At 56.4% G+C, this 26,769-nt stretch carries 21 protein-coding genes and 1 riboswitch; of the genes, 13 read left to right on the top strand and 8 right to left on the bottom strand.

What is annotated here, in order from left to right; all coding sequences use genetic code 11:
- Positions 1-198 precede the first annotated feature (198 nt).
- Positions 199-411, top strand: a complete 213-nt coding sequence (gene rpmE / locus IM282_RS13925) for a 50S ribosomal protein L31 (RefSeq protein WP_003862040.1) — start codon at positions 199-201, stop codon at positions 409-411.
- 48 nt (positions 412-459) lie between these two features.
- Here rpmE and metJ read toward each other — a convergent pair whose 3' ends face one another.
- Positions 460-777 carry a met regulon transcriptional regulator MetJ gene (gene metJ / locus IM282_RS13920; protein WP_006179183.1) on the bottom strand — a complete coding sequence of 106 codons (318 nt, stop codon included), beginning with the start codon at positions 775-777 and terminating at the stop codon, positions 460-462.
- 275 nt (positions 778-1,052) lie between these two features.
- Here metJ and metB point away from each other — a divergent pair, with 275 nt between their 5' ends.
- From metB to katG, 4 genes are all read left to right on the top strand, one after another.
- Complete coding sequence (metB, locus tag IM282_RS13915; RefSeq protein WP_017383102.1) at positions 1,053-2,213, top strand: cystathionine gamma-synthase; 1,161 nt, start codon at positions 1,053-1,055, stop codon at positions 2,211-2,213.
- Between the two features lie 2 nt (positions 2,214-2,215).
- Positions 2,216-4,648, top strand: a complete 2,433-nt coding sequence (locus tag IM282_RS13910; protein ID WP_023298896.1) for a bifunctional aspartate kinase/homoserine dehydrogenase II — start codon at positions 2,216-2,218, stop codon at positions 4,646-4,648.
- A 270-nt stretch (positions 4,649-4,918) separates the two neighbouring features.
- Complete coding sequence (gene metF, locus IM282_RS13905) at positions 4,919-5,809, top strand: methylenetetrahydrofolate reductase (RefSeq protein ID WP_023307183.1); 891 nt, start codon at positions 4,919-4,921, stop codon at positions 5,807-5,809.
- A gap of 144 nt (positions 5,810-5,953) precedes the next feature.
- Positions 5,954-8,134 (top strand): catalase/peroxidase HPI, encoded by a 2,181-nt coding sequence (gene katG, locus IM282_RS13900; protein ID WP_023298895.1) that lies wholly within the window; start codon positions 5,954-5,956, stop codon positions 8,132-8,134.
- 91 nt (positions 8,135-8,225) lie between these two features.
- On the opposite strand, the gene IM282_RS13895 is transcribed toward katG, so the two are convergent.
- The 5 genes from IM282_RS13895 to argE all read right to left on the bottom strand — a co-directional run bounded on the left by IM282_RS13895 (position 8,226) and on the right by argE (position 15,109).
- Positions 8,226-9,329, bottom strand: coding sequence for a glycerol dehydrogenase (locus IM282_RS13895; protein WP_192970496.1), 1,104 nt, complete (start codon positions 9,327-9,329; stop codon positions 8,226-8,228).
- 12 nt (positions 9,330-9,341) lie between these two features.
- Positions 9,342-10,004, bottom strand: coding sequence for a fructose-6-phosphate aldolase (gene fsa, locus IM282_RS13890; protein ID WP_192970495.1), 663 nt, complete (start codon positions 10,002-10,004; stop codon positions 9,342-9,344).
- Positions 10,005-10,132: 128 nt separating this feature from the next.
- Complete coding sequence (locus IM282_RS13885) at positions 10,133-10,897, bottom strand: helix-turn-helix transcriptional regulator (RefSeq protein WP_023298892.1); 765 nt, start codon at positions 10,895-10,897, stop codon at positions 10,133-10,135.
- A 102-nt stretch (positions 10,898-10,999) separates the two neighbouring features.
- Positions 11,000-13,651, bottom strand: a complete 2,652-nt coding sequence (gene ppc, locus IM282_RS13880; RefSeq protein ID WP_022649787.1) for a phosphoenolpyruvate carboxylase — start codon at positions 13,649-13,651, stop codon at positions 11,000-11,002.
- Between the two features lie 306 nt (positions 13,652-13,957).
- Entirely contained in the window at positions 13,958-15,109 is a 1,152-nt protein-coding gene (argE, locus tag IM282_RS13875) for an acetylornithine deacetylase (RefSeq protein ID WP_192970494.1), read from the bottom strand.
- Positions 15,110-15,197: 88 nt separating this feature from the next.
- On the opposite strand from argE, the gene argC reads away from it, so the two are divergent.
- The 4 genes from argC (at position 15,198) to oxyR (ending at position 19,687) form a co-directional block, all read left to right on the top strand.
- A complete protein-coding gene (argC, locus tag IM282_RS13870; protein ID WP_192970493.1) occupies positions 15,198-16,202 on the top strand; it encodes an N-acetyl-gamma-glutamyl-phosphate reductase in 1,005 nt (334 codons plus the stop codon).
- A 6-nt stretch (positions 16,203-16,208) separates the two neighbouring features.
- Positions 16,209-16,985, top strand: a complete 777-nt coding sequence (gene argB / locus IM282_RS13865; protein WP_094948456.1) for an acetylglutamate kinase — start codon at positions 16,209-16,211, stop codon at positions 16,983-16,985.
- A gap of 105 nt (positions 16,986-17,090) precedes the next feature.
- The gene (gene argH / locus IM282_RS13860) at positions 17,091-18,464 is read left to right on the top strand and encodes an argininosuccinate lyase (RefSeq protein WP_192970492.1); all 1,374 of its coding nucleotides are present in this window, start codon (positions 17,091-17,093) and stop codon (positions 18,462-18,464) included.
- Between the two features lie 305 nt (positions 18,465-18,769).
- Complete coding sequence (gene oxyR / locus IM282_RS13855) at positions 18,770-19,687, top strand: DNA-binding transcriptional regulator OxyR (protein WP_022649783.1); 918 nt, start codon at positions 18,770-18,772, stop codon at positions 19,685-19,687.
- Here the strand turns inward: oxyR and sthA are convergent.
- Positions 19,670-21,070, bottom strand: a complete 1,401-nt coding sequence (sthA, locus tag IM282_RS13850; protein ID WP_003862057.1) for a Si-specific NAD(P)(+) transhydrogenase — start codon at positions 21,068-21,070, stop codon at positions 19,670-19,672. The two genes, oxyR and sthA, sit on opposite strands and share 18 nt — an antisense overlap.
- Before the next feature lie 196 nt (positions 21,071-21,266).
- Here sthA and fabR point away from each other — a divergent pair, with 196 nt between their 5' ends.
- Together fabR and IM282_RS13840 are read left to right on the top strand one after the other, a co-directional pair.
- Positions 21,267-21,905: an HTH-type transcriptional repressor FabR gene (gene fabR, locus IM282_RS13845; protein WP_003862059.1), complete on the top strand. Its 639-nt coding sequence runs from the start codon at positions 21,267-21,269 to the stop codon at positions 21,903-21,905.
- Between the two features lie 9 nt (positions 21,906-21,914).
- Entirely contained in the window at positions 21,915-22,274 is a 360-nt protein-coding gene (locus IM282_RS13840) for a YijD family membrane protein (RefSeq protein WP_017383113.1), read from the top strand.
- Positions 22,275-22,364: 90 nt separating this feature from the next.
- Here IM282_RS13840 and trmA read toward each other — a convergent pair whose 3' ends face one another.
- Complete coding sequence (gene trmA / locus IM282_RS13835; protein WP_023298887.1) at positions 22,365-23,465, bottom strand: tRNA (uridine(54)-C5)-methyltransferase TrmA; 1,101 nt, start codon at positions 23,463-23,465, stop codon at positions 22,365-22,367.
- Positions 23,466-23,569: 104 nt separating this feature from the next.
- Positions 23,570-23,746, top strand: a riboswitch (cobalamin riboswitch).
- Between the two features lie 65 nt (positions 23,747-23,811).
- On the opposite strand from trmA, the gene btuB reads away from it, so the two are divergent.
- Entirely contained in the window at positions 23,812-25,659 is a 1,848-nt protein-coding gene (btuB, locus tag IM282_RS13830; protein ID WP_023330102.1) for a TonB-dependent vitamin B12 receptor BtuB, read from the top strand.
- Positions 25,604-26,455, top strand: coding sequence for a glutamate racemase (gene murI / locus IM282_RS13825; RefSeq protein ID WP_023298885.1), 852 nt, complete (start codon positions 25,604-25,606; stop codon positions 26,453-26,455). Before btuB ends, murI begins: the two co-directional genes overlap by 56 nt.
- Positions 26,456-26,769: the final 314 nt, after the last annotated feature.

Raw genomic sequence — 26,769 nt, 5'->3', positions numbered from 1 at the left:
AATCTTCCTGACTTGAAAAGTGGCGCGTTAGTATACACATTAGTGAAAGCGGCGTGCGGATCAGTTTGCATACGTTGGTTAAATTCTGTATGATTCGCCGCCTTTGGTGTACTTTACGCCAAAGAACTTACATTCAACATCGCGTGGTGTCTGGCGTTAGGGCTGGAAGAGCGACGCGGCCTTAACTGAGGTTCTCCCATGAAAAAAGATATTCACCCGAAATACGAAATGATTACTGCAAACTGCTCTTGCGGTAACTCTATCCAGATCCGCTCTACCGTGGGTCACGATCTGAACCTGGACGTGTGCGGCAAATGCCACCCGTTCTACACTGGTAAGCAGCGTGATGTTGCAACCGGTGGCCGTGTTGACCGCTTCAACAAGCGTTTCAGCATCCCGGGCGCTAAATAAGTTTCCCGAAAAAAAGGCACCGCAAGGTGCCTTTTTTGTATCCGCTTATCAGTATTCCCACGTATCCGGGTCGATACCCAGTTCACGCATGATCACCTTCGCCTCTTCTGGAATTTCGTCACTGCGCTCTTTGCGCAGATCGTCATCGTTCGGCAACGGTTGGCCGGTAAACGCATGCAGGAACGCTTCGCACAGCAGTTCGCTGTTAGTGGCGTGACGCAGGTTGTTCACCTGACGACGCGTACGTTCATCGGTGAGGATCTTCAACACCTTCAGAGGAATGGACACCGTGATTTTCTTGACTTGCTCACTCTTCTTACCGTGCTCAGCGTATGGGCTGATATATTCGCCGCTCCATTCAGCCATGAGATACCTTTAATCCTCTCAGTCATTAATCTAAAGGTGCAAAACCGGTAACCATCAGTTTTGAACCGTAATCTTGCGTAGTTTACCGTAGAGACGATACCGAGGCACGGATATTGCCGCTGTAGCGTGTCCTAAAGCATATAATTTTAACGGCTATTTGCGCATTGCTCAATCTATACGCAAAGAAGTTTAGATGTCCAGATGTATTGACGTCCATACTTTCAATGTTTACTCTGGTGCCTGACTTTTCACCTCATTCGCCAGGAAGCCTCACCATGACGCGTAAACAGGCCACCATCGCAGTGCGTAGCGGATTGAATGATGACGAGCAGTACGGCTGCGTTGTCCCGCCAATTCATCTCTCCAGCACCTATAATTTCACCGGATTTAATGAACCTCGCGCGCATGACTACTCGCGTCGCGGCAATCCTACGCGTGACGTTACCCAGCGCGCGCTGGCGGAACTGGAAGGCGGCGCAGGGGCGGTATTAACCAATACCGGCATGTCTGCCATTCACCTGGTAACCACGGTGTTCCTGAAACCTGGCGATCTGCTGGTGGCGCCGCACGACTGCTACGGCGGCAGCTATCGTCTGTTTGATAGCCTGGCGAAACGTGGCTGCTACCGCGTGTTGTTTGTCGATCAAAACGACGAACAGGCGCTGAAACAGGCGTTAGCCGAACAGCCGAAGCTGGTTCTGGTGGAAAGTCCAAGCAATCCATTGTTGCGCGTAGTCGATATTGCGAAAATTTGTCAGCTCGCAAGGGATGCGGGAGCGATAAGTGTAGTGGATAATACGTTCCTCAGTCCGGCCCTTCAGAACCCACTGGCACTGGGTGCCGATCTGGTGTTGCATTCATGCACGAAATATCTGAACGGCCATTCTGACGTGGTAGCGGGTGTGGTGATTGCCAAAGATCCTGATGTTGTCACTGAACTGGCATGGTGGGCCAATAACATTGGCGTCACCGCGGGCGCGTTCGACAGCTATTTGCTGCTGCGCGGCATCCGCACGCTGTCACCGCGTATGGACGTGGCGCAGCGTAATGCCCAGGCGATCGTGGATTTCCTGAAAACCCAGCCGCTGGTGAAGAAGCTTTATCACCCGTCGCTGCCGGAAAACCAGGGGCACGAGATTGCCGCGCGCCAACAGAAAGGATTTGGCGCGATGTTAAGTTTTGAACTGGACGGTGACGAGCAAACGCTGCGTCGCTTCCTGAGCGGGTTGTCATTGTTTACGCTGGCGGAATCCTTAGGGGGAGTAGAAAGCTTGATCTCCCACGCCGCAACCATGACGCACGCAGGTATGGCACCCGAAGCACGTGCCGCCGCCGGGATTTCCGAGACGCTGCTGCGTATCTCGACCGGTATTGAAGATTCTGAAGATTTAATTGCCGATCTGGAAAATGGCTTCCGGGTCGCAGCCAAGGGGTAATCATGAGTGTGATAGCGCAGGCAGGGGCGAAGGGTCGTCAGCTGCACAAGTTTGGTGGTAGTAGTCTTGCTGATGTGAAATGTTATCTGCGTGTCGCAGGGATCATGACCGAGTATTCACAGCCGGGGGACATGATGGTTGTCTCTGCGGCGGGCAGCACCACCAACCAGCTGATTAGCTGGCTGAAACTGAGCCAGACCGATCGCCTCTCTGCGCATCAGGTGCAACAGTCCTTACGTCGTTACCAGAGTGAACTGATTGCCGGTTTGCTGCCTGCGGACGTGGCGGACGGGCTGATAAGCGCCTTTACTCACGACCTTGAGCGTCTGGCAGCTCTGCTGGACAGCGGCATTACCGATGCGGTGTATGCGGAAGTGGTTGGCCATGGTGAAGTGTGGTCTGCGCGCCTGATGGCCGCCGTGCTGCAACATCTTGGCGTGGAAGCCGCCTGGCTCGACGCGCGTGATTTCCTGCGTGCCGAACGCGCCGCACAGCCGCAGGTAGACGAAGGGTTGTCCTACCCGCTGCTGCAACAGCTGCTGGTGCAACATCCGGGTAAACGTATTGTAGTGACCGGCTTTATCAGTCGCAGCAACGCAGGTGAAACCGTACTGCTGGGCCGTAACGGCTCTGACTACTCGGCAACGCAGATTGGCGCCCTGGCGGGCGTGTCCCGCGTCACCATCTGGAGCGACGTGGCCGGTGTCTACAGCGCGGACCCGCGCAAAGTAAAAGATGCCTGCCTGCTGCCGCTGCTGCGTCTCGACGAAGCGAGCGAGCTGGCGCGTCTGGCGGCACCAGTGCTGCACGCGCGCACGCTACAGCCGGTTTCCGGCAGCGACATCGACCTGCAACTACGCTGTAGCTACACGCCGGATCAGGGTTCCACTCGCATCGAGCGCGTGCTGGCATCCGGTACGGGCGCGCGCATTGTCACCAGCCACGATGACATCTGCCTGATTGAGTTCCAGGTACCTGCGGGCCAGGATTTCAAACTGGCGCACAAAGATATCGACACCATCCTGAAACGTGCCCAGGTGCGTCCGCTGGCCGTTGGCGTGCATAACGATCGCCAGCTGTTGCAGTTCTGCTATACCGCTGAAGTGGTGGACAGCGCCCTGAAGATTCTGGATGAAGCGGGACTGCCGGGCGAGCTTCGCCTGCGTCAGGGACTGGCGCTGGTGGCAATGGTGGGCGCGGGCGTCACCCGTAACCCGCTGCACTGCCACCGCTTCTGGCAGCAGCTGAAAGGGCAGCCGGTGGAGTTCACTTGGCAGTCGGAAGAGGGCATCAGCCTGGTTGCCGTTCTGCGCAAGGGGCCAACCGAAAGCCTGATTCAGGGCCTGCACACCTCCCTGTTCCGTGCGGAAAAACGCATCGGCCTGGTACTGTTCGGGAAAGGGAACATCGGTTCCCGCTGGCTGGAGCTGTTCGCCCGCGAGCAGGTCACGCTTTCGGCGCGTACCGGATTTGAGTTTATTCTGGCAGGCGTGGTGGACAGCCGCCGCAGCCTGTTGAACTACGAAGGGCTGGACGCCAGTCGGGCGCTGGCCTTCTTTAACGATGAAGCGGTTGAGCAGGACGAAGAGTCGCTGTTCCTGTGGATGCGCGCTCACCCGTACGACGATCTGGTGGTGCTGGACGTTACCGCCAGCGAGCAACTGGCCGATCAGTATCTGGATTTTGCCAGCCACGGGTTCCACGTCATCAGCGCCAACAAGCTGGCAGGCGCGAGCAGCACTGATAAATATCGCCAGATCCACGACGCGTTCGAAAAAACGGGTCGTCACTGGCTGTATAACGCCACCGTTGGCGCAGGTCTGCCGGTTAACCATACCGTGCGCGATCTGATTGATAGCGGCGACAGCATTCTGGCGCTGAGCGGGATCTTCTCCGGCACGCTCTCCTGGCTGTTCCTGCAATTTGACGGTACCGTGCCGTTCACCGACCTGGTGGATCAGGCGTGGCAGCAGGGCTTAACCGAGCCGGATCCGCGCGTCGACCTTGCCGGTAAAGACGTGATGCGCAAGCTGGTGATCCTGGCGCGTGAAGCGGGCTACGACATTGAGCCTGGCCAGGTTCGCGTTGAGTCTCTGGTGCCTGCGGGCTGCGAGGAAGGATCTGTCGATCACTTCTTTGAGAACGGCGACGAGCTGAACGAGCAGATGGTGCAACGTCTGGAAGCGGCAAACGAGATGGGCCTGGTGCTGCGTTACGTGGCGCGCTTCGAGGCGAACGGTAAAGCGCGCGTGGGCGTGGAGGCGGTACGTCCTGAACATCCGCTGGCGGCGCTGCTGCCGTGCGATAACGTCTTCGCCATCGAAAGCCGCTGGTACCGCGATAACCCGCTGGTGATCCGTGGCCCGGGTGCGGGGCGCGATGTGACCGCCGGAGCCATTCAGTCCGACATTAATCGCCTGGCTAAGCTACTGTAACCCCTCACCCTAACCCTCTCCCCTTAGGGGAGAGGGGACTGCTCGGTGCGGTCTTTCCCCCCTCGCCCCTTTGGGGAGAGGGCTGGGGTGAGGGGCCTTCTCACCCCCCATCATGAATCCCCTTCATCTTCCCTGAACAAACCTCACCGTTAATGTTGATTATTTCTGTTGACGTCATCCCGCTTTTCCGTCATTTTTACATCTGGACGTCTAAACGTATAGAAGTTCACAACACAACAAACAATGACACGCGAAAGATAGAGGTAAGGTATGAGCTTTTTTCACGCCAACCAGCGGGAAGCCCTGAATCAGAGCCTGGCCGAAGTAAACGGCCAGATTAACGTCTCTTTTGAATTTTTCCCGCCGCGCACCAGTGAAATGGAGCAAACCCTGTGGAGCTCTATCGATCGCCTGAGCAGCCTGAAGCCGAAGTTCGTCTCCGTGACCTACGGCGCCAACTCCGGTGAGCGTGACCGCACGCACAGCATCATTAAGGGCATTAAAGACCGAACCGGTCTGGAAGCGGCACCGCACCTCACCTGTATCGACGCCACCCCTGATGAACTGCGCGCGATTGCTCAGGACTACTGGAACAACGGCATTCGTCATATCGTTGCCCTGCGCGGCGACCTGCCGCCGGGGAGCGGTAAGCCGGACATGTACGCCACCGATCTGGTTGCCCTGCTGAAAGACGTTGCTGACTTTGATATTTCCGTTGCCGCTTACCCGGAAGTTCACCCGGAAGCGAAAAGCGCCCAGGCGGATCTGCTCAACCTGAAGCGTAAGGTGGACGCAGGTGCCAATCGCGCCATTACTCAGTTCTTCTTTGATGTGGAAAGCTATTTACGCTTTCGCGACCGCTGCGTCTCGGCGGGTATTGATGTCGAAATCATCCCTGGCATTCTGCCGGTCTCGAACTTCAAACAGGCGAAGAAATTCGCGGATATGACCAACGTGCGCATTCCGCTGTGGATGTCCAAAATGTACGAAGGTTTGGACGATGACCCGGAAACACGCAAGCTGGTGGGGGCCAATATCGCGATGGATATGGTGAAGATTTTAAGCCGTGAAGGGGTGAAGGATTTCCACTTCTATACGCTTAACCGCGCGGAGATGAGTTACGCCATTTGCCATACGCTGGGTGTCCGCCCGGTGTTATAAAGTAAAAAACCCTCATAAAGTGAGGGATTTTTACTCGAACAGAAAGTTAAAAGGTATTAGCTATCGAATCTGTGGATTAATTCAACTATCTCTTATCGCTAGTGGTGTATATCGTAACGGTAACACTGTAAAGGGAGCATAGCGATGAGCATGTCAGACGAGACCAATAACGCGGCATCCGCCGGCAAATGTCCGTTCCACCAGGGCGGCGTCGATCACAGCGCGGGTGCAGGTACCGGCAGCAAAGAGTGGTGGCCTAAACAACTCCGCATCGATTTACTTAATCAACACTCCAGCCGTTCAAACCCTCTGGGTGAAGACTTCGACTACCGCAAAGAATTCAGTAAGCTCGACTATTCCGCCCTTAAGGGCGATCTCAAAGCACTGTTAACCGACTCACAACCGTGGTGGCCTGCCGACTGGGGCAGCTATGCGGGCCTGTTTATCCGTATGGCCTGGCACGGTGCGGGTACCTATCGCTCCGTTGATGGTCGCGGCGGTGCCGGTCGCGGTCAGCAGCGTTTTGCGCCGCTGAACTCCTGGCCTGATAACGTCAGCCTGGATAAGGCTCGCCGTCTGCTGTGGCCAATTAAGCAAAAATACGGACAAAAAATCTCCTGGGCCGACCTGTTTATCCTCGCGGGAAACGTGGCGCTGGAGAACTCCGGCTTCCGCACCTTTGGTTTCGGTGCCGGGCGTGAAGACGTCTGGGAACCGGATCTGGACGTGAACTGGGGCGATGAAAAAGCCTGGCTGACTCACCGTGACCCGGAAGCGCTGGCGAAGCGCCCGCTGGCCGCCACAGAAATGGGCCTGATTTACGTTAACCCGGAAGGGCCAAACGCCAGTGGTGAACCGCTGTCTGCGGCGGCGGCGATCCGCGCTACCTTTGGCAACATGGGCATGAATGACGAAGAGACCGTTGCGCTTATTGCAGGCGGCCATACGCTCGGTAAAACGCACGGTGCAGGCGAAGCCACGCACGTGGGCACTGACCCTGAAGCGTCGCCTATTGAAGCGCAGGGCCTGGGCTGGGCCAGCACGCACGGCACCGGTATTGGCGCTGACGCCATCACCTCCGGGCTGGAAGTTATCTGGTCTCAAACCCCAACCCAGTGGAGCAACTATTTCTTCGAGAACCTGTTCAAATACGAATGGGTGCAGACGCGTAGCCCGGCGGGCGCAATTCAGTTTGAAGCCGTGGATGCGCCGGAAATTATGCCTGACCCGTTCGACCCGTCGAAAAAACGCAAGCCAACCATGCTGGTCACCGACCTGACGCTGCGTTTTGATCCGGAATTCGAGAAAATTTCCCGTCGTTTCCTGAACGATCCGCAGGCCTTCAACGAAGCCTTTGCGCGCGCGTGGTTCAAGCTGACCCACCGCGATATGGGGCCAAAAGCGCGGTACATCGGCCCGGAAGTACCGAAAGAAGATCTGATTTGGCAGGATCCGCTGCCTCAGCCGGTGTTCCATCCGACGCAGGAAGATATTGAAAGCCTGAAAGCGGAAATCGCGGCCTCTGGTCTCTCCGTGAGCGAGCTGGTTTCCGTGGCCTGGGCGTCGGCATCGACCTTCCGCGGCGGCGACAAGCGTGGCGGCGCTAACGGCGCGCGTCTGGCGCTGGCACCTCAGCGCGACTGGGACGTTAACGCCGCGGCGGTGCGGGCATTACCGGCTCTGGAAGCGATCCAGCGCACCACCAACAAAGCGTCACTGGCCGATATCATTGTGCTGGCGGGTGTCGTGGGCGTTGAGCAGGCGGCGAAAGCGGCAGGCGTTTACGTCAACGTACCGTTCACTCCAGGTCGTGTGGATGCGCGTCAGGATCAGACGGATATCGAGATGTTTAACCTGCTCGAACCGATTGCCGACGGTTTCCGTAACTATCGCGCGCAGGTGGATGTGTCCACCACGGAGTCGCTGCTGATCGACAAAGCCCAGCAGTTGACCCTGACCGCGCCGGAACTGACGGTGTTGATCGGCGGTTTGCGCGTACTGGGTGCAAACTTCGATGGCAGCAAGAATGGCGTGTTTACTAACCGCGAGGGCGTGCTGAGCAACGACTTCTTCGTCAATCTGCTGGATATGAACACCCAGTGGAAAGCGACCGACGACTCAAACGAGCTGTTTGCCGGTAGCGATCGCGCCAGCGGGGAAGTGAAATATACCGCCACCCGCGCCGATCTGGTCTTCGGTTCCAACGCTGTCCTCCGCGCGCTGGCCGAAGTTTACGCCAGCAGCGATGCACAAGAGAAGTTTGTCCGCGACTTCGTTGCCGCATGGGCGCGAGTGATGGATTTGGATCGGTTTGACGTGAAGTAACCCTTGTGCCGGGTGGCGGCTACGCCTTACCCGGCCTACAAATTAAAGTGCCATGTAGGCCGGGTAAGCGCAGCGCCACCCGGTTTTTCTATTACGCCCACTCCTGCAAGAATCGCTGTCCATACTGGTCCGCCACCAGCAGCGCCGCATAGACCTGATCCGGCGTTACGCCGCCAGGCATGTTGTGAATGGTTTCCCCTTCGGCACAGGACGCCTCCGCGATCAGCCGCATTTTAGCCGGAATATCCTCTTTGATATTCAGCTGCGCCAGCGTAATTGGCAGCCCGACGCTATGGCACAGCGCCGCAACGGTTTCGATTTCTTCTACCGGCGCGTTCTCCAGTACCAGTTGCGTCAGCGTACCAAATGCCACTTTTTCACCGTGGTAGAAATGGTGCGCATCCGGCACCGCCGTCATGCTATTGTGAATGGCGTGTGCCGCCGCCAGCCCGCCACTTTCGAAGCCCACGCCGCTCAGATAGGTGTTGGCTTCAATAATGCGTTCCAGAGCAGGCGTCACCACGTGTTGTTCCGCCGCCAGCATCGCTTTCTCGCCCTCTTCAACCAGCGTGTTGTAGCACAGCTCAGCCAGCGCTAACGCTGCCTGCGTGCACTTGCCACCCGCCATGGTCGTGGCGCCGCTACGCGAACAGGCGCGCGCTTCAAACCAGGTTGCCAGGGCATCGCCAATCCCGGCGGCCAGCAGGCGCGCAGGTGCGCCCGCCACCACCCTGGTATCGACAATCACCATGTTCGGGTTGTGCGGCAGCATCAGGTAGCGATCGAACTCGCCGCTGTCGGTATAAATCACGGAAAGGGCACTGCACGGCGCATCGGTGGAGGCAATGGTCGGGGCAATAGCCACCGGCACGTCCATAAAGTGCGCCAGCGCTTTGGCGGTATCCAGCGTTTTTCCGCCCCCGATACCCAGCACCGCCAGGCAGTCGGTACTGTCGGCCAGTTTTTTCAGGCGATCGATTTCATTTTGCGAACATTCGCCGCCAAACGGTGCAATTTCGGCATGGAGTCCGGCTTTTTTAAAACTCTGACGCAGGGTTTCTTCGGCAAAACCCAGCACAAATTTATCGCCTACCACCAGCCAGCGAGCCGCCAGCGGCTTCAGGTAGTCGCCGAGACGAGTGAGAACATCAGCGCCCTGGATGTACTTCCCCGGCGATTGAATGATACGGTCCATAACATTTCTCCCTTAGAGGTTGAGGTTACCAAACGCGTTTTTCCAGTCCTGCTCGAACTTCTCTATGGCTGACTCTACCGCTGGCGTGCCGAGCATTTGTTGCGCTACGTCTAAGGGAAGCGTGATTGCCTCACATCCTGCCAGCAGGCAATCCAGCGCCTGGCGCGGCGTTTTAAAGCTGGCAGCCAGCACCATGCTCTCTGGCGCATGCTGTTCCAGCAGGGATTGCAGTTCCTGTACCGTGCGAATGCCGTCACCGCCCTGCGCATCGACGCGGTTTACATACGGTGCGACATATTTCGCTCCTGCCAGCGCGGCCAGTAACCCCTGAGCGGCGCTGTAAACGACGGTTCCCAGCGTGGTAATTCCCTCTTTCTTCAGCGCTTTAATCGCGATGAGCCCCTGTGCAGTGACGGGAATTTTTACCACGATGTCCGGCAGGGCATTGTTCAGCCGTTTTGCTTCCGCCACCATTCCTTCGGCGTCGCGGCTCATGGTTTGGGCAAACAGCCTGCCCTCCGGGCCGATAGCATGCTGCAGGCGCGGCAACACCTCCCAGACAGATTCGCCGCTGGCGGCTACGATGCTTGGGTTGGTGGTCACGCCCGCAATGGGAAAAATGCGCGCCAGGCGTTCAACTTCTGCCACGTTGGCGGTATCCAGGTACAGTTCCATTATTTTTCCTTAAGTCAGAAAGGTTGAATAAAGGATACGGCGCACCCAGTCGCGGCGAATACAGGTCAATTTTGCCAAATACTGGATAAATGTAATGTCCCTGGCGAAGTGAGAGAGCGATCACAATGCTACTTTTTGGCGATCAGCTGGCTGTGATACTGGCGTCGATATTCGGAAGGGGAACGTTCAGTGTGCTTGCGAAAGAGACGGCAAAAGTAGTTACTGTCCGTAAATCCGCAGCTTGCAGCGATATCTTTGATTTTAAACTCGTAGCCTTTAAGAAGCTGACGCGCGTGCTCGAGGCGTGTTTGCGTAAGATATTCGTTGAACCCCACGCTGCCTGTTTTTTGAAAAAGATGAGAAAGGTAGTTCGGTGAAATATAAAACGCCTGCGCCACCGATTCACGGGTCAGTGCAGAGGCGTGATGTTCTTCGATGTAGTGACGAATCGCTTCAAATAATGCACGGCTGCGGCTGGCGGTATGGATATCGCTGCCCAGCAGATCGCGACAGTGGCTGAGCAAACTTAATACCACCAGTCTGGCCGTTTCCCGATCGTCTGGCTGCATTTGCAATTCAGCGAGCGTCTGCAAAAGGAATGCGCCCACTCGCGGCCCGCGTCTGGCAACCTGTTGCTGTTGCAAAAGCGTGTTGTCGCGCTCGAGCTGAAGAGTCAGTTGTTGCTTGCCGAAGCTGATGTTGAGCGAAAAGGCGGGTTGAAGCGGAATATTACCGGATGAAAAAAATAACGCTTCGCAGGCCGTATCAAAGCTAAGCACGAGGCAAGGTGACGTTCGGGGGAGCGGTTTAGCCGAAGGGGGGAAATGCACCTGACGCAGCGGCAAGGTGCCGTTGATCAGGTCATTCAGGATGTGGGGGATATCGTGGTGCATGGTGTGGATACCAGGGTATTGCCCGGCGACGCTGGCGCTTGCCGGGCCTACGAAAAGCCTATTGTAGGCCGGGTAAGCGTAAGCGCCACCCGGCAAAACCGATCAACCGGTGTTACGCATCCCCGCCGCAACGCCCGCAATCGTCACCATCAGCGCCTGTTCAACGCGCGGATCCGGCTCTTTACCTTCCTCTTCCGCCAGACGCGAACGGTGCAGCAGTTCAGCCTGTAAAACGTTCAGCGGGTCGGTGTAGATGTTACGCAGTTGGATAGACTCGGCAATCCACGGCAGGTCTTCCATCAGGTGGGAGTCGTTAGCGATATCCAGCACCACTTTGATGTCGCCTTCCAGCAGCTCGCGTAGCTCTTTACCCAGCGCCCACAGCTCGGGTTTCACCAGACGCTGATCGTAGTATTCCGCCAGCCACAGGTCGGCTTTCGAGAAGACCATCTCCAGCATGCCCAGACGGGTAGAGAAGAATGGCCAGTCGCGGCACATGGTTTCCAGTTCGCTCTGCTTACCGTCTTCCACCACTTTTTGCAGCGCCGCACCGGCACCCAGCCAGGCTGGCAGCATCAGACGGTTTTGCGTCCAGGCAAAGATCCACGGAATGGCGCGCAGGGATTCAACGCCGCCAGTAGGACGACGCTTGGCCGGGCGCGAGCCGAGCGGCAGTTTACCCAGCTCCTGCTCAGGCGTGGCTGAGCGGAAGTAAGGCACAAAGTCTTTGTTTTCACGCACGTAGCCGCGATACAGATCGCAGGAGATGTCAGACAGCTCGTCCATAATCCGGCACCAGGATTCTTTTGGCTCCGGCGGCGGCAGCAGGTTGGCTTCCAGGATCGCACTGGTATAGAGCGACAGGCTGCTGATGGTCACTTCCGGCAGGCCGTACTTGAAGCGGATCATCTCGCCCTGCTCGGTCACGCGCAGTCCGCCTTTCAGGCTTCCTGGTGGTTGGGAGAGCAGCGCCGCGTGTGCAGGCGCACCGCCACGACCAATGGAGCCGCCGCGTCCATGGAACAGGGTCAGTTCAATACCGGCTTTTTCGCAGGTTTTAATTAGCGCATCCTGCGCCTGATACTGCGCCCAGGAGGCTGCCATCACGCCCGCATCTTTCGCGGAGTCGGAATAGCCAATCATCACCATCTGCTTGCCCTGAATAAAGCCGCGATACCAGTCGATGTTCAGCAACTGGGTCATCACGTCGTTGGCGTTGTTCAGGTCGTCGAGAGTCTCAAACAGCGGTGCTACCGGCAGAGCGTAGTCGATGCCCGCTTCTTTCAGCAGAAGGTGAACGCCCAGCACGTCGGACGGGGTTTTCGCCATGGAGATCACATAGGCGGCCACCGATCCTTTCGGGGCATCCACGATCGCTTTACAGGTGTTGAGCACTTCGCGGGTGTCATTGCTTGGCTCCCAATTGCGCGGCAGCAGCGGGCGCTTGGAGTTCAGCTCGCGGATCAGGAACGCCTGTTTGTCGGCTTCGGACCAGCTTTCATAGTCGCCAATGCCGAGATAGCGGGTCAGCTCGCCCAGCGCTTCGGTATGACGGGTGCTTTCCTGACGGACGTCGATACGCACCAGCGGCACGCCGAAACACTTCACGCGGCGCAGGGTGTCGAGCAGTTCGCCATTGGCAATGATGCCCATCCCGCAGGCCTGAAGCGATTTATAACAGGCGTACAGCGGTTCCCAGAGCTGTTCGTTCTGGCTCAGCAGACCTTCCGGCTTCGGCAGGCGCTGGCCTTTCAGGCGCGCTTCCAGCCAGGCCTGCGTGGCCATCAGCTGACCGCGCAGTTTTTTCATCAGGAAACGGTACGGCTCACTGGCGCCTTCTTCACCGGCCAGCGCGCGCAGTTCCGGCGTCGCTTCTACCATCGACAGCTCGGAGATCAGCACCTGAATATCTTTCAGGAACAGGTCGGTTGCTTTCCAGCGGCTCAACAACAGGACGTGACGGGTGATTTCCGCCGTCACGTTCGGGTTGCCGTCGCGGTCGCCGCCCATCCAGGAAGTGAAGCGAACCGGCACAAAGTCGACCGGCAGGCGATAGCCCAGATTTTCTTCCAGCTGTTCGTTAAGCTCGCGCAGGTAGTTTGGCACCCCTTCCCACAGGCTGTTTTCCACCACCGCAAAGCCCCATTTGGCTTCGTCGACCGGGCTTGGGCGATGCTTACGAATTTCATCGGTGTGCCAGGACTGAGCAATCAGCTGGCGCAGGCGGCGCATAAGCTGGTTACGTTCGTAGTCGGCAATGTCTTTGTTATCCAACTGCTTCAGACAGTTGTTCACTTCCACCATTTTGTGGATCAGCGTACGACGCGTGATTTCGGTTGGGTGTGCGGTCAGCACCAGCTCCAGCGAAAGGGATTCCACCGCTTTTTTGATGGTCGCTTCGTTGAGGTTGGGCTGATCTTTGAGTTTACGAAGGGTGCGGGCAATGACTTCCGGGTTGCTGGCCGCTTCGCCTTTTGGCGAAATGCTGTGGTATTGCTCAGCGGTGTTTGCCAGGTTCAGAAACTGGCTGAAGGCGCGGGCAACGGGCAGTAGCTCATCATTAGAGAGGTTCTGCAAGGTGGTGAGCAGCTCCTGACGATTGGCCTCGTTACCGGCGCGGGAAGATTTGGACAGCTTGCGGATGGTTTCAACACGGTCGAGGATGTTCTCCCCCAACGCATCTTTGATGGTATCTCCAAGCACTTTGCCGAGCATACTGACATTACTACGCAACGCGGAATATTGTTCGTTCATAAAAACCCAGTCACCCCATCATTTTTGTTTATGCCCAGGCGAAAATTTTCTGGACATTATTTTGTCATCTCCCTTTATAAAGCCACGTAAAACCCCCGTCGTCAATTGCTGCGAAAACGGTTCAGCAGATGAATAAATGCGGGCAATTTACGAAATTTAATTCGTATTGCGTCAGATAAGAGATGCTTATGGGAATGTGACGGAGATCGCGGGATTTACTCCCCTCACCCTAACCCTCTCCCCAAAGGGGAGAGGGAACTTGAATACCCTCTCCCCTTTGGGGAGAGGGCAGGGTGAGGGGCCGTTTTAATGCCAGCAGAAGTGATGCACAACCTGGGTAATAAGTTCGCGGGTGGGCTTGATGAAGCGGGTTTCGAGATATTCGTCCGGCTGGTGGGCCTGGTTGATGGAGCCAGGGCCCAGAACCAGCGTCGGGCACAGGGTCTGAATAAACGGCGCTTCGGTGCAGTAGTTCACCACGTCGGTTTTCTCTCCGAGCAGTTTTTCCACCACCTGAACCAGCTGGTGGTCAGGCGGACATTCGTAGCCTGGAATCGGCGGATGCAGTTCGGAGACCGTCAGACGTCCCGGCCAGCGCTCGCTGACCGGGGCCAGCGCTTCGTTCAGTAAGCCATCCAGATCGCTCAGCGTCATGCCCGGCAGAGGACGGATATCCATATGCAGTTCGCAGCAGGCGCAGATACGGTTGGACGCATCACCGCCGTGCAGGCTGCCGAGGTTCAGCGTCGGATACGGCACGGTGAACGCCTCGTAGTGATAGCGCTCTTTCAGATCGTCGCGCAGGGTCATGATGCGGCCAATCGCGTCATGCATCAGCTCAATGGCGTTCACGCCGCGCGCCGGATCGCTGGAGTGACCAGACTGGCCCAGCACGCGCACTGCGGTAGAAATATGGCCTTTGTGCGCCCGAATCGGTTGCAGAGCGGTAGGTTCACCGATGATCGCGCAGTCCGGGCGAATCGACGTGTTTTCAGAGAAATACCGTGCGCCCGCCATGCTGGTCTCTTCATCGGCGGTCGCCAGAATGTAGAGCGGCTTTTTCAGCGTTGTCACGTCCACGTCACGCAGCGCGTCGAGGATAAAAGCAAAGAAGCCTTTCATGTCCGCCGTGCCGAGACCGTAGAGCTTGTTGTCGTGCTCTGTCAGGGTGAACGGATCGCGGGTCCAGCGGCCATCGTCAAACGGCACGGTGTCAGTGTGACCAGCCAGCAGCAGGCCGCCAGCGCCATGTCCGGTGCTGGCGAGCAGGTTAAATTTGTGACGTGTTCCGGGGACGGGCTGAACCTCAACGTTAAACCCAAGATCGCTAAACCAACCCGCCAGCAGATTGATTAAAGACTCATTGCTCTGATCCAGCGCTTCTTCCGTTGCGCTGATGGACGGTGTGGCAATCAGGGCGCGGTAAATCTCGATAAATGGCGGTAAGTTCATTTTCATTGTTGACACACCTTAGGTCGTGATAGTATCAATATTCATGCAATAAATGTGAATAAAAATACATTAACGTTGAGCATAAAGGAACCCGATGTTGAATACGCTGATTGTAGGCGCTAGCGGTTATGCGGGCGCAGAGCTTGTAAGCTACGTGAATCGCCACCCACATATGACCATAACCGCTTTGACCGTGTCAGCGCAAAGCAATGATGCCGGAAAGTTAATTTCCGATTTGCATCCACAACTTAAGGGCGTGGTTGATTTGCCTTTGCAGGCCATGTCTGACATCAGCGAGTTTACCGACGGCGTTGACGTGGTGTTTTTAGCCACCGCACACGAGGTCAGTCACGACCTGGCGCCGCAGTTTCTGGCAGCCGGTTGCGTGGTCTTCGATCTCTCCGGCGCGTTTCGCGTTAACGACAGCGCGTTCTACGAAAAATATTACGGCTTCACCCATCAGCACCCGGATCTGCTCGAAAAAGCGGTGTACGGCCTGGCGGAGTGGAGCGCAGATAAACTGAAAGAAGCGAATCTGATTGCCGTGCCTGGCTGTTACCCGACGGCGGCGCAGCTCTCCCTTAAGCCGCTGATCGACGCGGGTCTGCTGGATCTTGACCAGTGGCCGGTGATCAACGCCACCAGCGGCGTGAGCGGCGCCGGGCGCAAGGCCGCGATCTCCAACAGTTTCTGCGAAGTGAGCCTTCAGCCGTATGGCGTGTTTAATCACCGTCATCACCCTGAAATCACCACCCATCTGGGCGCGGAGGTGATCTTCACCCCGCACCTCGGTAGCTTCCCGCGCGGGATCCTTGAAACCATTACCTGTCGCCTGAAGCCGGGCGTGACCAAAGACCAGGTGAGCGAAGTCTTCACGCAGGCGTATGCGGATAAACCACTGGTGCGTCTGTATGACAAAGGCGTACCAGCGCTGAAAAACGTGGTCGGCCTGCCGTTCTGCGACATCGGCTTTGCCGTGCAGGGCGAGCATCTGATTGTGGTCGCCGCGGAAGATAACTTACTCAAAGGCGCTGCCGCACAGGCAATGCAGTGTGCAAATATTCGTTTCGACTTCCCTGAAACGCAGGCTCTTATTTAAGGTGTGATGATGAACCCATTAATTATCAAACTCGGTGGTGTACTGCTGGACAGCGAAGAAGCGCTGGAGCGCCTGTTTACCGCGCTGGTGAACTATCGTGAATCACATCAACGTCCGCTGGTGATTGTCCACGGCGGCGGCTGTGTGGTGGACGAGCTGATGAAAGGGCTCAACCTGCCGGTGATTAAGAAAAATGGCCTGCGCGTCACGCCTGCCGACCAGATTGACATTATTACTGGTGCGCTGGCGGGGACGGCGAACAAAACGCTGCTGGCGTGGGCGAAGAAGCACCACATCGCGTCCGTTGGTCTCTGTCTGGGCGATGGCGATAGCGTGAAAGTGACCCAGCTCGACGAAGCGCTTGGCCATGTTGGACTGGCGCAGCCAGGTTCGCCTAAGCTGATTAACACCCTGCTGGAAGGTGGTTTCCTGCCGGTGGTGAGCTCAATCGGCGTGACCGAAGAGGGCGAGCTGATGAACGTCAATGCGGACCAGGCGGCGACGGCGCTGGCGGCCACGCTGGGCGCAGACCTGATCCTGCTCTCCGACGTGAGCGGTATTCTGGACGGCAAAGGCCAGCGCATTGCGGAAATGACCGCCGCAAAAGCCGAACAGCTGATCGATCAGGGCATTATCACCGACGGCATGATCGTTAAGGTGAACGCGGCGCTGGATGCCGCGCGCACGCTGGGTCGTCCGGTGGATATCGCCTCCTGGCGTCACGCGGAGCAACTCCCGGCGCTGTTTAACGGTACGCCGATTGGTACGCGTATTCTGGCTTAAGATTCTGTGCCGGATGGCGCTTCGCTTATCCGGCCTACGGGAATTTTGTAGGCCCGGTAAGCGCAGCGCCACCGGGCAAAAATATCATCATTAAGGAAATTCGTTATGGCACTTTGGGGTGGGCGTTTTACACAGGCAGCGGATCAGCGGTTCAAACAGTTCAACGACTCTTTGCGCTTCGACTACCGCCTGGCCGAACAGGATATTGTCGGCTCTGTGGCCTGGTCCAAAGCGCTGGTGACCGTGGGCGTGCTGACCGCAGAGGAACAGCAGCAGCTGGAAGAGGCGCTGAATAATCTGCTGGAAGAGGTGCGTCTGGATCCGCAGCAAATCCTCCAGAGCGATGCCGAAGATATTCACAGTTGGGTGGAAGGCAAACTGATCGACAAAGTCGGCCAGCTGGGTAAAAAGCTCCATACCGGGCGTAGCCGTAATGACCAGGTGGCGACCGACCTGAAGCTGTGGTGTAAAGAGACCGTCGGCGAACTGCTGGCGGCGAATCGTCAGCTGCAGAGCGCGCTGGTGGACACTGCACAGAACAATCAGGATGCGGTGATGCCGGGTTATACCCACCTGCAACGCGCACAGCCGGTGACCTTTGCGCACTGGTGTCTGGCCTACGTTGAGATGCTGGCGCGTGATGAGAGCCGTTTACAGGATACCTTAACGCGTCTGGACGTCAGCCCGCTGGGCAGCGGCGCGCTGGCCGGTACGGCTTATGAAATCGACCGTGAGCAGCTGGCAGGCTGGCTGGGCTTTGCTTCCGCCACCCGCAACAGCCTGGACAGCGTCTCTGACCGTGACCATGTGCTGGAGCTGCTGTCGAATGCCTCTATCGGGATGGTGCACCTGTCGCGCTTTGCCGAAGACCTGATCTTCTTTAACTCTGGCGAAGCGGGCTTCGTCGAGCTGTCTGACCGCGTGACGTCCGGCTCCTCCCTGATGCCGCAAAAGAAAAACCCGGATGCGCTGGAGCTGATCCGCGGCAAATGTGGCCGCGTGCAGGGCGCGCTGACCGGCATGATGATGACCCTGAAAGGGCTGCCGCTGGCATACAACAAAGACATGCAGGAAGACAAAGAGGGGCTGTTCGACGCGCTCGACACCTGGCTGGACTGTCTGCATATGGGCGCGCTGGTGCTGGAAGGTATTCAGGTGAAACGTCCGCGCTGTCAGGAAGCGGCGCAGCAGGGATATGCTAACTCAACTGAGCTGGCGGACTACCTGGTGGCGAAAGGCGTACCGTTCCGCGAGGCGCACCATATTGTGGGTGAAGCGGTAGTGGAAGCGATTCGTCAGGGTAAAGCCCTTGAAGAGCTGGCGCTTGCCGACCTGCAAAAATTCAGTGCGGTTATTGGGGAGGATGTCTACCCGATTCTGGCCCTGCAATCCTGCCTGGATAAGCGTGCGGCGAAAGGTGGAGTCTCGCCGAAGCAGGTGGCGCAGGCGATTGCGGACGCGAAAAACCGGTTGGTTTGATTTGTGCGGGCTGGTGCCCTCGCCCCGGCCCTCTTCCACAGGGAGAGGGAGAAAAACGGAGCCTGGCTTAGTGCTGGGCTTTTTTATACGCAAAAAAAAGCGGACCACGGGGTCCGCAAAAGTTCACGTTGGCTTTAGTTTTTCGAGTTTTGAGAGAAACTCGCTGACGGTGCGGGGTCGTTTTGGGTCAAACACGTGCCGCCTCGTCTATGTGATGTATTATTCAACAGAATGCTTGATAGGGATAATCGTTCGTTGCTATGCTATCTATCGCCATGAACTATCGTGGCGACGGAGGGTGAATAATGAATATTCGTGATCTTGAATACCTGGTAGCGTTAGCTGAGCATCGCCATTTTCGCCGCGCGGCAGACTCCTGCCACGTCAGCCAGCCAACGCTGAGCGGTCAGATCCGCAAGCTGGAAGATGAGCTGGGCGTGATGCTGCTGGAGCGCACCAGTCGTAAGGTACTGTTCACGCAGGCAGGTCTGCTGCTGGTGGATCAGGCGCGCACCGTACTGCGCGAGGTCAAAGTGCTCAAGGAAATGGCAAGCCAGCAGGGGGAGGCGATGTCCGGCCCGCTGCATATTGGCCTGATCCCAACCGTTGGCCCGTATCTGTTGCCGCAAATCATTCCGCTGCTGCACCAGACGTTCCCGAAACTCGAAATGTACCTGCATGAAGCGCAAACCCATCAGCTGCTGGCGCAGTTAGACAGCGGCAAGCTCGACTGCGCGATCCTGGCGCTGGTCAAAGAGAGTGAAGCCTTTATTGAAGTACCGCTGTTCGATGAGCCGATGATGCTGGCGATCTATGAAGATCACCCGTGGGCGAACCGCGATCGCGTGCCGATGGCCGATCTGGCCGGAGAAAAGCTGCTGATGCTGGAAGACGGCCACTGTCTGCGCGATCAGGCGATGGGCTTCTGCTTCGAAGCGGGTGCAGATGAAGATACCCATTTCCGCGCAACCAGCCTGGAAACGCTGCGTAACATGGTCGCGGCGGGAAGTGGCATTACGCTGCTGCCTGCGCTGGCCGTGCCGCGCGAGCGTAAGCGTGATGGCGTGGTCTATCTGCCGTGTATTAAGCCAGAGCCGCGTCGCACGATCGGCCTGGTTTATCGTCCGGGTTCACCGCTGCGCAGCCGCTATGAGCAGCTGGCAGAGGCCATCCGTGGTGCAATGGATGGCCATTTCGACAACGCGTTAAAACAGGCGGTTTAAGCCGTTCAGCGCAGCTACCCGATAGGCTTCCGCCATGGTCGGGTAGTTAAAGGTGGTGTTAACGAAGTACTCGATGGTGTTGCCACCACCTTTTTGCTCCATGATCGCCTGGCCGATATGAATGATTTCCGCGGCACGTTCACCAAAGCAGTGAATACCGAGGATCTCTTTCGTCTCGCGATGGAACAGGATCTTCAGCGTACCCACGCTCATCCCCACAATTTGTGCGCGCGCCAGGTGTTTAAACTGGGCACGACCCACCTCGTAAGGCACCTTCATGGCCGTCAACTGCTGCTCGGTTTTGCCGACAGAACTGATTTCCGGGATGGTGTAGATGCCCGTCGGGATGTCCTCGATCAGATGCGCCGTCGCTTCACCTTTCACCAGCGCCTGTGCGGCGATGCGGCCCTGATCGTAAGCAGCGGAGGCCAGACTTGGGTAACCAATAACGTCGCCGACCGCGTAAACGTGCGGTAGCGCAGTCTGGTACATGCTGTTGACCTTGAGCTGACCGCGGCTGTCGGTTTCAAGCCCGATATTCTCCAGCTGCAATGAATCCGTGTTGCCGGTACGGCCGTTGGCATACAGCAGGCAGTCCGCCTTCAGCTTCTTACCAGATTTCAGGTGCATGATCACACCGTCGTCGCAGCCTTCGATTTTCTCGTACTCTTCGTTGTGGCGAATCACCACGCCACTGTTCCAGAAGTGGTAGGAGAGGGAATCTGACATCTCCTGATCGAGGAACGCCAGCAGCCGGTCGCGGGTGTTGATCAAATCAACTTTGACCTCCATTCCCCGGAAAATCGACGCATATTCACAGCCAATCACGCCCGCGCCATAGATGATCACATGGCGTGGCTCGTGGTGCAGGCTGAGGATGGAGTCGCTGTCGTAAATGCGTGGATGAGAGAAGTCCACGTCTGCCGGATGATATGGGCGCGATCCGCAGGCGATCACAAATTTTTCAGCGGTGAGCGTCTCAACCGAACCGTCGTGGCACTCCAGCGCCAGGGTGTGTTCATCCACAAAATGCGCGTTACCCTGCAGAATTTCACAGTGGTTGCGCTCATAGAAACCCTGACGCATGCGCGTCTGCTGGTTAATGACCGTGTCTGCGTGATTCAGGATATCGGCAAAAGAAGAACGAAGAAGTCGGGAGTGGTCGCTGTAAAGAGGGTTCTGGTTAAATTCGATAATGCGGCTAACGGCGTGGCGGAGGGCTTTCGAAGGGATGGTGCCCCAGTGGGTGCAACCGCCGCCGACATTATGGTAGCGCTCAATAACCGCTACTCTGGCTCCCTGTTTTACCAGACCCATAGCAGCACCTTCGCCGCCGGGGCCGGAACCAATAACTATTGCGTCGTAATCGTAGGAATGTGGCATGGCAAGGCTTACCTGTTCTTATACATAAAAGCAACAGAATCATAACATCATTGCCTGGGTAACCCAATTATCGTTGTGCTTTTTTCGGGCAGTGGAGCACAAACCGCGCGTAAACAATCATTCACAAAGCCAGGTAAACAGATTAATTTTATTCTCTGGTATAGTGCCAACGGGCCTTTGGAAGGATTCAACTATCGTGATGGGCGTAAGAGCACAACAAAAAGAGAAAACCCGGCGTTCGCTGGTGGAAGCCGCATTCAGTCAACTGAGTGCTGAGCGGAGTTTTGCCAGTTTAAGCCTGCGCGAAGTGGCGCGCGAGGCCGGGATTGCGCCAACGTCCTTCTATCGTCATTTCCGTGATGTGGATGAACTGGGCCTGACCATGGTCGACGAGAGCGGTTTGATGCTGCGCCAGCTTATGCGTCAGGCGCGTCAGCGTATTGCCAAAGGCGGCAGCGTGATCCGCACTTCCGTGTCGACATTTATGGAATTTATCGGCAATAACCCTAACGCGTTTCGCCTTTTGCTGCGCGAGCGCTCTGGCACGTCGGCGGCGTTTCGTGCCGCCGTCGCGCGTGAAATTCAGCATTTCATCGCGGAACTTGCCGACTATCTTGAACTCGAAAACCATATGCCGCGTGCGTTTACTGAAGCACAGGCCGAGGCGATGGTGACCATTGTTTTCAGTGCGGGTGCCGAAGCGCTGGATGTCAGCATTGAGCAACGTAAGCAACTCGAAGAGCGACTGGTATTGCAGCTGCGGATGATTTCTAAAGGTGCGTACTACTGGTATCGCCGTGAACAAGAGAAGTTGGCACATCAAAACGATGAGTGAAGGTGAGTAATGAAACAGTCAGGTCAGGATAAAGGAACGCTGTTGCTGGCATTGATCGCTGGCTTATCCATTAACGGTACGTTTGCGGCGGTTTTCAGCTCAATTGTACCGTTCTCGATTTTCCCGATTATCGCGCTGGTGCTGACGGTATATTGCCTGCATCAACGTTATCTGAACCGCACCATGCCGGTTGGGTTACCGGGGCTGGCCGCAGCCTGTTTTATTCTGGGTGTATTGTTGTACAGCACCGTGGTGCGTGCAGAGTATCCGGATATCGGTTCTAACTTCCTGCCTGCGGTGCTGTCTGTGGCGCTGGTGTTCTGGATTGGCTCGCGCATGCGTAGCCGCAAGAGCCAGTTACCAGAGTAAAGGGTTTTGTCATTGTAGGCCGGATAAGCGAAGCGCCATCCGGCTTTTTTGGCAGGTGGCGCTTCGCTTACCTGCCCTACAAGGCCCACATTACTTCGCCGTGAGCAGTACGCCGCACTCCATATGGTGCGTATATGGGAACTGATCGAACAGCGCCAGACGTTCAACCTTGTGCGTCTGGCTTAATGTTTCCAGATTCTTGCACAGCGTCTCCGGGTTACAGGAGATGTACAAAATACGCGGGTACGCCTGCACCATCTTCTCGGTTTCGCTGTCCAGGCCACTGCGCGGCGGATCGACAAAAATTGTCTCACACTGGTAGCTCTTCAAATCAATCCCTTGCAGGCGGTTAAACTCACGTACGCCGTTCATCGCCTGGGTAAACTCTTCTGCCGCCATACGAATGATCTGCACATTATCAATATGGTTAGCGGCGATGTTGTACTGCGCGGCGGCCACCGACGGTTTGGCGATTTCCGTCGCCAGCACGCGCTCGAAGTTACGCGCCAGCGCCAGCGAGAAGTTGCCGTTACCGCAGTAGAGCTCCAGCAGATCGCCCGTCGACCCTTCCGTCGCATTCAGCGCCCACTCCAGCATCTGCACGTTCATTGCCGCATTCGGCTGGGTGAAGCTGTTCTCCACCTGACGGTAAACCATCTCTTTTCCTGCCACCGGCAAACGCTCGTCGATGTAATCCTGGTCCAGCATGATTTTGGTTTTGGTCGCGCGGCCAATCAGGTGCACGTTGATGTTCTGCGCGCGCAGCGCATCGCGCAGGGCTTCTGCCTGCTCGCGCCACTCGTCGGTCAGCGCTTTGTGATAGAGCAGAGAGACAATGGCCTGATTGCTTTGGGTGGTCAGGTAGTCAATCTGGAACAGCTTGTTGCGCAGCACCGGATTAGTGCGCACACCGTCGATCATCAGCGTCATTAGCTGGTTGATAAGCTCACTCGCCGCCGGGAAACTGTCTACGCGAATCCGGGATTTCGTCTGCTGATCGAAAATGATGTGGTACAGGTCATCGCCATCGTGCCAGATGCGAAACTCAGCGCGCATACGGTAGTGGCTGACCGGAGAACGAAACACCTCGGGAACGGGCGCGTTGAAAGGCGTCATCATACTTTGCAGGCGGACAACTTTTTCTGCCAGCTGTGCGTCGTACTGTTCTGTCGGGAGGTGTTCGGGGGTCATGATGCGTCCTGAGTGATAAAGAATTACGCGGGGATTGTAGGGATTGTGCAGTGGATGTCCAGATTTAATGGCTAATAGCTATCTGGACATCTATACGTGTCTAATTGTAGCATTCTGTTTCCGGTCTCCTGAGAGTGAAAAGGGAATCCAGTGCAAATCTGGAGCTGACGCGCAGCGGTAAAGACTGGCGGGATGAGAGTTGTAGACACTGTGAAAACGGGAAGTCTTCATCCGTATAACGCCACCCAGCCCGAAGACCTGCCGGGATCACGTCGCATTTGGTTTCATCATCGCGTGCTATCGATGAGGCCTGCGGCATCCTTCTTATATTGTGGATGCTTTAACAATGATTAAAAAAGTATCGCTGTTGACGGCGTTTTCCGTCACGGCATTTTCGGGCTGGGCGCAGGAAAGCGCCGACTCGTTGGTGGTGACAGCAAACCGTTTCGAACAACCTGAAAAATCTGTTCTGGCTGCGACTTCTGTCGTGACGCGGGCCGATATCGACCGCTGGCAATCCACCACGGTTCTGGATGTCATGCGTCGCCTGCCTGGCGTAGATACGGCACAAAATGGCGGGATGGGGCAGCTCTCTTCTCTCTTTATACGCGGTACGAACTCCAGCCATGTCCTGATTCTCGTCGACGGGATCCGTCTTAACCAGGCGGGCGTCACGGGGTCGTCCGATCTCAGCCAGTTTCCGATCTCCCTGGTGCAGCGCATCGAATATCTTCGTGGACCGCGTTCGGCGGTGTACGGCTCGGATGCGATCGGTGGTGTAGTCAACATTATCACTACGCGTGCGAAGGATGGCACAACGCTGAATGCTGGCGTTGGGACACACGGCTTCCAGAATTATGGTGGCAGCACCCAGCAAACATTGGGTGAAAGTACGCGCGTTACGCTGGCGGGGGATTACACCTACACAAAAGGCTTTGACGTCGTTGCTGACGGTAATAACGGCGGCCTTGCCCAGACCGATCGCGACGGCTTTATGAATAAAACGCTCTACGGCGCACTGGAGCATGCTTTCTCTGAGCAATGGAGTGGTTTCGTTCGCGGCTATGGTTACAGCAACCGTACCGCCTATGACGGCTATTACAGTTCATTCACCCCTGATGTGCTGGTTGATACCCGCCAACTCTATAGCCAGACCTGGGATGCCGGATTGCGGTTTAACCGGGATGTTTTCCATTCACAGTTGCTCTCCAGCTACAGTCACAGCAAAGACTACAATTACGATCCGCACCTTGGACGCTATGACTCCACAGCAACCCTGGATGAAATCAAACAGTACAATGTTCAGTGGACCAACTCAGTTGACGTGGGACATGGCAACATCGGCGCGGGCGTTGACTGGCAGAAACAGAGCACCGAGCCGGGTACCAACTACGTAACCAACGCCTATGACCTGCGTAACACTGGCGTCTACCTGACTGGGTTGCAGCAGTTTGGAGATTTCACTCTGGAGGCGGCGGCCCGCAGCGATGACAACTCTCAGTTTGGTCGCCATGGTACCTGGCAAAGTAGCGCAGCCTGGGAGTTCGTTGACGGTTACCGCTTCATAGCCTCTTATGGCACGGCCTATAAAGCGCCGAATCTGGGTCAGCTCTATGGCTTCTACGGCAATACCCATCTTGATCCTGAAGAGAGCAAGCAGTGGGAAGGGGCGTTTGAAGGCCTGACGGCAGGCGTAAGCTGGCGCGTATCCGGCTATCGTAATGACGTTGATAATCTCATCGACTTCAACAATAACCTGCAGCAATATTACAACGTCGGCAAAGCACGCATTAAAGGTGTAGAAGCGACAGCGTCGTTTGATACGGGTCCGTTGACGCATACTGTGGGCTACGACTATGTGGATGCCCGCAATGCGGCAACCAATCAACTTCTGGACCGTCGTGCTAAACAGCAGGTGAAATATCAGCTTGATACGCAGATCTATGATGTTGACTGGAGCCTGACGTATCACTATCTCGGCACGCGCTACGACACCGACTTTGGAACCTATCCGTCAGAGAAAGTTAAAATGGGCGGCGTCAGCCTGTGGGACGTCGCGGTTTCATATCCTGTCACCTCACATCTCACAGTTCGTGGTAAAATAGCCAACCTGTTCGATAAAGATTACGAGACAGTTTATGGCTACCAAACTGCAGGACGGGAATACACCTTGTCTGGCAGCTACACCTTCTGATCCGCGTCCCACCGTGCTGGTGTTTGATTCCGGCGTCGGTGGGCTTTCGGTCTATGATGAGATTCGGCAGCTCCTGCCGGATCTCCATTACATCTACGCCTTCGATAACGTCGCGTTCCCGTATGGGGAAAAGAGTGAAGACTTTATCGTTGAGCGTGTGATTGAAATCGTCACTGCGGTACAAAAGCGCTATCCCCTGGCGCTGGCGGTTATTGCCTGTAATACGGCAAGCACGGTCTCTCTTCCTGCCCTGCGCGAAAAATTCCCGTTCCCGGTTGTGGGCGTTGTCCCGGCAATCAAACCTGCGGCGCGTCTGACGGCGAACGGTATCGTGGGGTTGCTGGCGACACGCGGTACGGTAAAACGTCCTTATACGCGTGAGCTTATTGAGCGCTTTGCCAATGAATGCCAGATCGCCATGCTCGGCTCCGCGGAGCTGGTGGAAATGGCGGAAGCGAAACTGCACGGCGAGACGGTATCGCTTGAAGAGCTGCGTCGTATTCTGCGTCCATGGCTGCGGATGCAGGAACCACCGGATACGGTTGTTCTCGGCTGTACCCATTTCCCGCTATTACAGGAAGAGCTGTTAAAGGTTCTGCCTGAAGGGACCCGGCTGGTGGATTCCGGTGCTGCGATTGCGCGTCGGACGGCCTGGTTGCTGGAACACGAGGCGCCGGATGCGAAATCCGCTGATGCGAACATCGCTTTTTGTATGGCGATAACAAAAGAAACCGAACAACTTTTGCCCGTTTTACGTCGTTATGGCTTTGAAACGCTCGAAAAACTGGCGCTGTAGCACGGTTTTGAGCAAAAAAGAGACGGTTGAACGTTTTTTTTCAAAGAGGGGTTGTCAACGTCTGAGAACTCCCTATAATGCGCCTCCACTGACACGGAACAACGGCTTGCAAGCCGCCGGGACAGCGGGGTTCAGAGATGAACACCAACAGAGAAAAGTGAAAATAATTGCTTGACTCTGAATGAGGAAAACGTAATATACGGGACCTCGCAACGATGAGCTGAAAGCCGCGTTGCAACTGCTCTTTAACAATTTATCAGACAATCTGTGTGGGCACTCAAAGTGACATGGATTCTTAACGTCCTCGGACGAAA

Source organism: Enterobacter cloacae complex sp. P29RS (assembly GCF_014893445.1).
In the GTDB taxonomy this organism is placed as follows: Bacteria; Pseudomonadota; Gammaproteobacteria; order Enterobacterales; family Enterobacteriaceae; genus Enterobacter; species Enterobacter intestinihominis.
This window is presented reverse-complemented; position numbering and strand designations above follow the sequence as displayed.